Here is a 6,289-nt window from a genome sequence, read left to right as displayed (position 1 = left end):
AGAGTAGGTAGCCGCCGTCTTGAGGCAAGGCGACAGCCGATGGAGAGGAGTCAGTCCGTAAGGGGTGACTCCTTTTTCTGTTATATACACCAGCCGTCGTAGAGACCTAGCGTGCCGCATCTCGTATCGTCTGACGATATTCTAAGTTACCATTTGAAGGGATGAGACGCTGCACGCTACGTCTCTACAATTGGGTGAGATTTCATTGTTTGCTGAATCGGGAACAATAAAGTTCGTATCTTGCCGTTATATTAAGAATTCACCGAATGATTCTGATTTATGAGCAGCATATATGATTCTCGTCAAAGATGGAAATTAGGCTTTATTTTTGCCGCTGTATTGATCGCTATGGCTTCTGTGGTAGTCTCGGATCTCTTGATTAAAGATCTGGCCCGAGAAGAGCGTCAGAAGATCGAGGTTTGGAGTGAGGCAACCCGGGTCATGACCAGTGAGAATCCAAGCCTTAATATGAATCTTATCCTAAAAATCATCCAAGGGAATACTTCTATTCCTGTTATATTATGCAGCGAGACGGATAGCGTGGTTTCTTACAATAATATAGAGATTCCGGAAAAGAATGTAGCGCAGTTCATGACGAATAAGGTTAAGGAACTGAGAACCAAAAATCCTCCGATCGTAATTGACATGGAGGATGGTACTTACCAATATTTATATTACGATGATTCGATTATCTTAAAGCGACTGCTTGTTTATCCCTATGCGCAATTATCAGTTGTATTTGTTTTTATATTAATCGCTTTTTTAGCCTTGGCTAGTACAAAGAAGGCAGAACAGAATAAAGTGTGGGTGGGGTTATCGAAAGAGACGGCTCACCAATTAGGAACGCCTATATCCTCGCTAATCGCTTGGGTTGAATATTTGCGAACGAAAGATATAGATCCTTCTCTATTGACAGAGATGGATAAGGATGTGAAACGCTTACAAACGATAGCGGAGCGTTTCTCTAAAATCGGTTCAGATCCAGATCCGGTTCCGACAAATATCGTGGAATCCATCCGTGCGGCTTTGGGATATATGGAGACCCGTATTTCCTCGAAGGTGAAAATTAATACGTATTTGCCGGAGCGGCCGATATTGGTCTTAATGAATGATTCCCTGTTCGCTTGGGTAATCGAGAACCTGACGAAAAATGCGGTGGACGCCATGGAGGGGCAGGGTGAGATTTCGCTAAAAGTAGAGGAAAGAGAGAAGTTCGTGCTGATCGATTTGTCTGATACCGGAAAAGGTATCCCAAAATCAAAATTCAAGACGGTTTTCAATCCGGGGTATACGACCAAGAAACGTGGCTGGGGACTAGGCTTGTCCTTGGTTAAGCGTATTATCGAGTCCTTCCAAGGAGGAAAGATTTTCGTGAAGAGTTCGGAGTTGGGGAAAGGGACGACTTTTCGTATAAAATTGAAGAAATATAAGGGTTAAATCGTATTATAGGAAAAAATAAGCATAAAGGTATTGTTTTTGTATTTAGTTTTTTCGTACCTTTGCAAGGTTTTTACACTAAAAGGCTTTGGGGAAATTTAAATTATATAATGTAGATTTGAAAAATCTCTCTCCGGGAGTACACGAATTCGAGTATCTTTTGGAGAACAAGTTTTTTGTGGACATTGACGGAACCGAGGTCCAGAAGGGCAAAGTGAAGGTTCATCTTACCGTAAAACGGTCGTCAATGATGTTTGAGATGAACTTTCAGATAGAAGGGGTTGTTGTTGTTCCATGCGATAGATGCTTGGACGATATGGAAATTCCTATTGATACCCACAATCGTCTGGTGGTAAAATTCGGCAAGGAATATGCCGAGGAGAGTGATGAGGTTGTCGTGATACCGGAAGAGGAGGGCGCTATTAATTTGGCGTGGTTCCTGTATGAGTTTATCGCTTTGGCGGTTCCCATGAAGCATGTACATGCGCCGGGTAAATGTAATAAGGCAATGTCGTCTAAATTGAAGAAACATACCGCCAGAAGTTCGGATGAGACCGAAGACGATTTTGAGGATGACATGGGAGGTGATGATTTGGCGTTGGAAGATGACGGAAACGCTAGTCCTGCCGATCCTCGTTGGGATGCTCTGAAAGGTTTGCTAGAGAATGATAACAATTAAATAAATAAAACAATGGCACATCCTAAAAGAAGACAAGGTAAGACAAGAACAGCCAAGAGAAGAACTCATGACAAGGCTGTAGCTCCAACAATGGCAATTTGCCCGAACTGTGGCGCATGGCACATCTATCACACTGTATGTGGTGAGTGCGGTTATTACAGAGGTAAATTAGCGATTGAAAAAGAAGCTGCTGTGTAAGTTTGTCAACTTATATGGTTTGATGAACAAAAGAAATAGCCCTAAAAGTTTTTTTTAGGGCTTTTTTTTAATTGGGATAAGTAGTCCTTTTATTTTTAAAGTTATGGATAAGATAAATGCGGTTATCACAGGAGTGGGTGGATACGTTCCTGAAGATGTATTGACGAATGAGGATATTTCCAAGATGGTCGATACGACGGATGAGTGGATCATGACTCGTGTGGGTATTAAGGAGCGCAGGATATTGAAAGGGGAGGGTGTAGGACTCTCTTACATGGGTATACGGGCCGTGAAGCAATTGCTCGAGAAAACGAACCTGAATCCGGAAGAAGTAGAGGTTATCTTGACAGCTACGACTACCCCGGATCATCATTTCCCGACAACTTCTTCTATCATCGCTTATCATACAGGTTGTAAGAACGCGATGACTTTTGATATGCAAGGTGCGTGCGCAGGCTTCTTGTATGCTTTGGAGACGGGCGCTAATTATATTCGCTCGGGGCGTTATAAGAAGGTGGTTGTCGTATCGGGTGATAAGATGACATCTATTACAGATTATCAAGATCGTTCTACTTGTCCTTTGTTCGGGGATGCTTGCGGAGCGGTCTTGTTGGAGCCAACTACCGAGGAGTTCGGCATCTTGGATACTATTTTACGGACAGACGGCGTAGGCTATCCGCATCTGATCATGAAATCGGGCGGCTCGGCTTATCCTCCTTCTCACGAGACGGTGGATAACCGTGAGCATTTCGTTTATCAAGATGGGCGTGTGGTGTTCAAGTACGCGGTTTCTTATATGGCGGACGTGGCCGCTGAGATCGCGGAGAAGAATGGCTTGACGCATGATGATATCGCGTGGATCGTTCCTCATCAAGCGAACCTGCGGATTATCGACGCTACGGCGAAACGCTTGGGCGTAGATATGGATAAGGTGATGATCAATATCCAGAAATATGGCAACACAAGTGCCGGTACGATTCCTATTTGTCTATGGGAATGGGAGAATCAATTGAAAAAAGGAGATAACCTGATCCTTGCCGCTTTTGGAGCGGGCTTTACGTGGGGAGCGGTTTATCTGAAATGGGGGTATGATGGAAAAAAAGCATAAATCGGGTTTTGTCAATATCGTTGGAAACCCAAACGTAGGTAAGTCTACGTTGATGAATCGTTTGGTTGGGGAGCGGATCTCTATTATCACCTCGAAGGCGCAAACGACAAGGCATCGTATTATGGGTATCGTGAATACCGACGATATGCAAATCGTGTATTCTGACACGCCGGGAGTCTTGCGCCCGAATTATAAGTTGCAGGAATCCATGCTTAATTTCTCTCAATCCGCCTTAGGCGACGCCGACGTGCTGTTGTACGTGACGGATGTCGTCGAGACGATTGATAAAAATAACGAGTTCCTAGCACGGGTACAGAGCATAGAGTGTCCGGTTCTCTTGTTGATCAATAAGATCGACCAGACCAATCAGCCGGAGCTGGAGAAGCTCGTGGCCCAGTGGAAGGAATTGCTTCCGAAGGCCGAGATCATCCCGATCTCCGCGCTTTCGAATTTCAATATAGATTACGTGAAGCGTCGGGTGGAGGAGTTGATGCCTGATTCCCCGCCTTATTTCGAGAAAGACGCCTTGACCGATAAACCGGCCCGTTTCTTCGTGACAGAGATCATTCGTGAGAAAATCTTGTTATATTATCAGAAGGAAATACCTTACGCGGTAGAAGTGGTCGTCGAGTTGTTCAAGGAGGATGATGAGCTGATCCATATCAAGGCGCTGATCATCGTGGAGCGTGATACCCAGAAGGGGATTATCATCGGGCATCAAGGGCAAGCATTGAAGAAAGTAGGTGCTATGGCCCGGAAGGATATCGAACGTTTCTTCGGAAAAAAGGTGTTTTTGGAAATGTTTGTCAAAGTGGAAAAAGACTGGCGTAACCGTGACAACATATTGAAGAACTTCGGTTATCAGCTGGACTAATAATAGCATACGAAAGGAGAATTTATGGGAAATATAGTAGCGATAGTGGGGAGACCCAATGTAGGTAAGTCCACCCTTTTCAACCGGTTGACGGGTACCCGTCAGGCGATCGTGAACGAGGAGGCTGGTACTACCCGCGACCGTCAGTACGGCAAGGTGGAGTGGACCGGCAAGGAGTTTTCGCTGATTGACACAGGCGGATGGGTGGTTAACTCGGAGGATGTTTTCGAGGAGGAGATCAACAAGCAGGTAAAAGTGGCTATCGAGGAGGCGGACGTGATCTTGTTCGTCGTCGATGTATTGAATGGCATCACGGATCTGGACATGGAGGTGGCGCAGATCTTGCGCCGTTGCAAGCGGCCGGTGATCGTGGTGGCGAACAAGGCGGATAATTACGAATTGCATCCGGCCTCGGCGGAGTTTTACTCGTTTGGCTTGGGAGATCCTTTCTGCATCTCGGCCATCAATGGTTCTTATACCGGGGATTTGCTGGATAAGATCGTGGCGACGTTGCCCGAGGAGAAGGTGGAGATACTGGAGGAGGAGTTGCCCCGTATCGCGATTATAGGACGCCCGAACGCAGGAAAGTCTTCTCTTATCAATGCTTTTATTGGCGAGGATCGGCATATCGTTACCGATATCGCGGGCACGACCCGTGATTCCATCTACACGAAATATAATAAATTCGGCTTGAACTTCTATTTGGTGGATACGGCGGGTATCCGTAAGAAGGGGAAGGTGAACGAGGACTTGGAGTATTACTCGGTGATCCGTTCGATCCGCGCGATCGAGAACTCGGATGTCTGCGTGCTGATGTTGGACGCTACGAGGGGCATCGAGAGCCAGGATATGAATATCTTCTCGCTGGTGCAGAAGAATAAGAAGGGATTGGTGGTTTGCGTGAATAAGTGGGACTTGATCGAGGATAAGAGCCAGAAGGTGATCGACTCGTACACGACCGCTATCCGCGAGCGTCTGGCTCCGTTTACCGACTTCCCGATCTTGTTTATCTCGGCCATGACGAAGCAGCGTATCCTAAAGGTGCTGGAGACCGCCAAGGAGGTTTACGAGAATCGCTCCAAGCGTGTCCCTACGGCCAAGTTGAACGAGGTGATGCTCCCGATCATCGAGAATTATCCTCCCCCAGCTTGGAAGGGTAAATATATCAAGATCAAATATATCACCCAGCTTCCGGCGGGCAGCGTGCCTTCTTTCGTGTTCTTCTGTAACTTGCCGCAATGGATCAAGGACCCGTACAAACGTTTCCTTGAGAACAAGATCCGCGAGAACTGGGATTTTACCGGTACGCCGATTAATATATTTATCCGGGAAAAGTAAATACTAGATACAAAAAAGCCGCTTCCTGTAATGGGGAGGCGGCTTTTTCTATTTAGAATAGGTCGGAATGCGTTCCGGTATCGGTGAAAAGCAAGATTAGCTCCGTGTCGTCTTGGCTCCATATCAGCAGCCAGTCTCCTTGGATATGGCATTCCCACAATCCTGCGTATTTCCCGGATAGCTTATGCGGGTGGTATTGGGAGGGAAGGGAACCGGTTGTTTCAAGCAAGTTGGATACTTGCTCGAATAAGTTCATATCATATCCTCTTTTTTTGCATAGCCTCAAGTTCTTCTTGAACTTTTTGGTATAGTTGATGGAATATTTCATCAGCCTAGGATTTGTTTCATCAAATCCTTTGTGCTTTCCGCATGATAAATCCTTCCTGCCTTCACGTCCTCCAAGGCCTCGTCCAATCCGGATTTCTTCTGTGCCTTCACCTTGCCTTCCAGCGAGGTGATGAATTTCTTCAAGATGTCGGCGTATTTCTCGGGGATGGTTACCTCGAATGTCTTTAATGATGTCGTTGTCTCCATATCGCTCTGTTTTAGGAATTTCCTTCGCAAAGTTACTACAAAAAAGTGAAATGCGGAAAGATATAGTGATAGAATTGAGTTACAAGGGTTTTGGTTGAAGTGGCGATAATCCGTGAAGCCA

At 45.8% G+C, this 6,289-nt stretch carries 8 protein-coding genes; 6 read left to right on the top strand and 2 right to left on the bottom strand.

Annotation, left to right across the window (positions count from 1 at the left end; genetic code table 11):
- The first annotated feature begins 279 nt into the window (after window positions 1-279).
- The 6 genes from ACESPU_RS11425 (at window position 280) to der (ending at window position 5,634) form a co-directional block, all read left to right on the top strand.
- A complete protein-coding gene (locus ACESPU_RS11425; protein WP_057326855.1) occupies window positions 280-1,437 on the top strand; it encodes a HAMP domain-containing sensor histidine kinase in 1,158 nt (385 codons plus the stop codon).
- A gap of 88 nt (window positions 1,438-1,525) precedes the next feature.
- Entirely contained in the window at window positions 1,526-2,116 is a 591-nt protein-coding gene (locus ACESPU_RS11420) for a DUF177 domain-containing protein (protein WP_005867041.1), read from the top strand.
- A 12-nt stretch (window positions 2,117-2,128) separates the two neighbouring features.
- Window positions 2,129-2,314, top strand: coding sequence for a 50S ribosomal protein L32 (gene rpmF / locus ACESPU_RS11415; RefSeq protein ID WP_005634607.1), 186 nt, complete (start codon window positions 2,129-2,131; stop codon window positions 2,312-2,314).
- A gap of 103 nt (window positions 2,315-2,417) precedes the next feature.
- Complete coding sequence (locus ACESPU_RS11410; protein ID WP_373133366.1) at window positions 2,418-3,422, top strand: beta-ketoacyl-ACP synthase III; 1,005 nt, start codon at window positions 2,418-2,420, stop codon at window positions 3,420-3,422.
- Window positions 3,406-4,296: a GTPase Era gene (gene era, locus ACESPU_RS11405; protein WP_008773803.1), complete on the top strand. Its 891-nt coding sequence runs from the start codon at window positions 3,406-3,408 to the stop codon at window positions 4,294-4,296. The genes ACESPU_RS11410 and era overlap by 17 nt, the downstream gene beginning before the upstream one ends.
- Before the next feature lie 24 nt (window positions 4,297-4,320).
- Window positions 4,321-5,634, top strand: a complete 1,314-nt coding sequence (gene der, locus ACESPU_RS11400; protein WP_087346995.1) for a ribosome biogenesis GTPase Der — start codon at window positions 4,321-4,323, stop codon at window positions 5,632-5,634.
- 52 nt (window positions 5,635-5,686) lie between these two features.
- Here der and ACESPU_RS11395 read toward each other — a convergent pair whose 3' ends face one another.
- Complete coding sequence (locus tag ACESPU_RS11395) at window positions 5,687-5,962, bottom strand: type II toxin-antitoxin system YafQ family toxin (RefSeq protein WP_129984647.1); 276 nt, start codon at window positions 5,960-5,962, stop codon at window positions 5,687-5,689.
- Window positions 5,962-6,168 (bottom strand): hypothetical protein, encoded by a 207-nt coding sequence (locus ACESPU_RS11390; protein WP_005867049.1) that lies wholly within the window; start codon window positions 6,166-6,168, stop codon window positions 5,962-5,964. The genes ACESPU_RS11395 and ACESPU_RS11390 overlap by 1 nt, the downstream gene beginning before the upstream one ends.
- Window positions 6,169-6,289: the final 121 nt, after the last annotated feature.

The sequence above is a fragment of the Parabacteroides sp. 20_3 genome, assembly GCF_964238835.1.
Taxonomy (GTDB): Bacteria; Bacteroidota; Bacteroidia; order Bacteroidales; family Tannerellaceae; genus Parabacteroides; species Parabacteroides distasonis.
Note: the sequence above shows the minus strand (reverse complement) of the source record. Positions and strands in the feature narration are given on the sequence as shown.

What these genes read in the sequence shown, in the direction of transcription:
- ACESPU_RS11395 (WP_129984647.1), bottom strand. Translation starts at nt 5,962, where the DNA reads ATGAAATATTCCATCAACTATACCAAAAAGTTCAAGAAGAACTTGAGG.
- ACESPU_RS11390 (WP_005867049.1), bottom strand. Translation starts at nt 6,168, where the DNA reads ATGGAGACAACGACATCATTAAAGACATTCGAGGTAACCATCCCCGAG.
- ACESPU_RS11410 (WP_373133366.1), top strand. Translation starts at nt 2,418, where the DNA reads ATGGATAAGATAAATGCGGTTATCACAGGAGTGGGTGGATACGTTCCT.
- era (WP_008773803.1), top strand. Translation starts at nt 3,406, where the DNA reads ATGGAAAAAAAGCATAAATCGGGTTTTGTCAATATCGTTGGAAACCCA.
- der (WP_087346995.1), top strand. Translation starts at nt 4,321, where the DNA reads ATGGGAAATATAGTAGCGATAGTGGGGAGACCCAATGTAGGTAAGTCC.
- rpmF (WP_005634607.1), top strand. Translation starts at nt 2,129, where the DNA reads ATGGCACATCCTAAAAGAAGACAAGGTAAGACAAGAACAGCCAAGAGA.
- ACESPU_RS11425 (WP_057326855.1), top strand. Translation starts at nt 280, where the DNA reads ATGAGCAGCATATATGATTCTCGTCAAAGATGGAAATTAGGCTTTATT.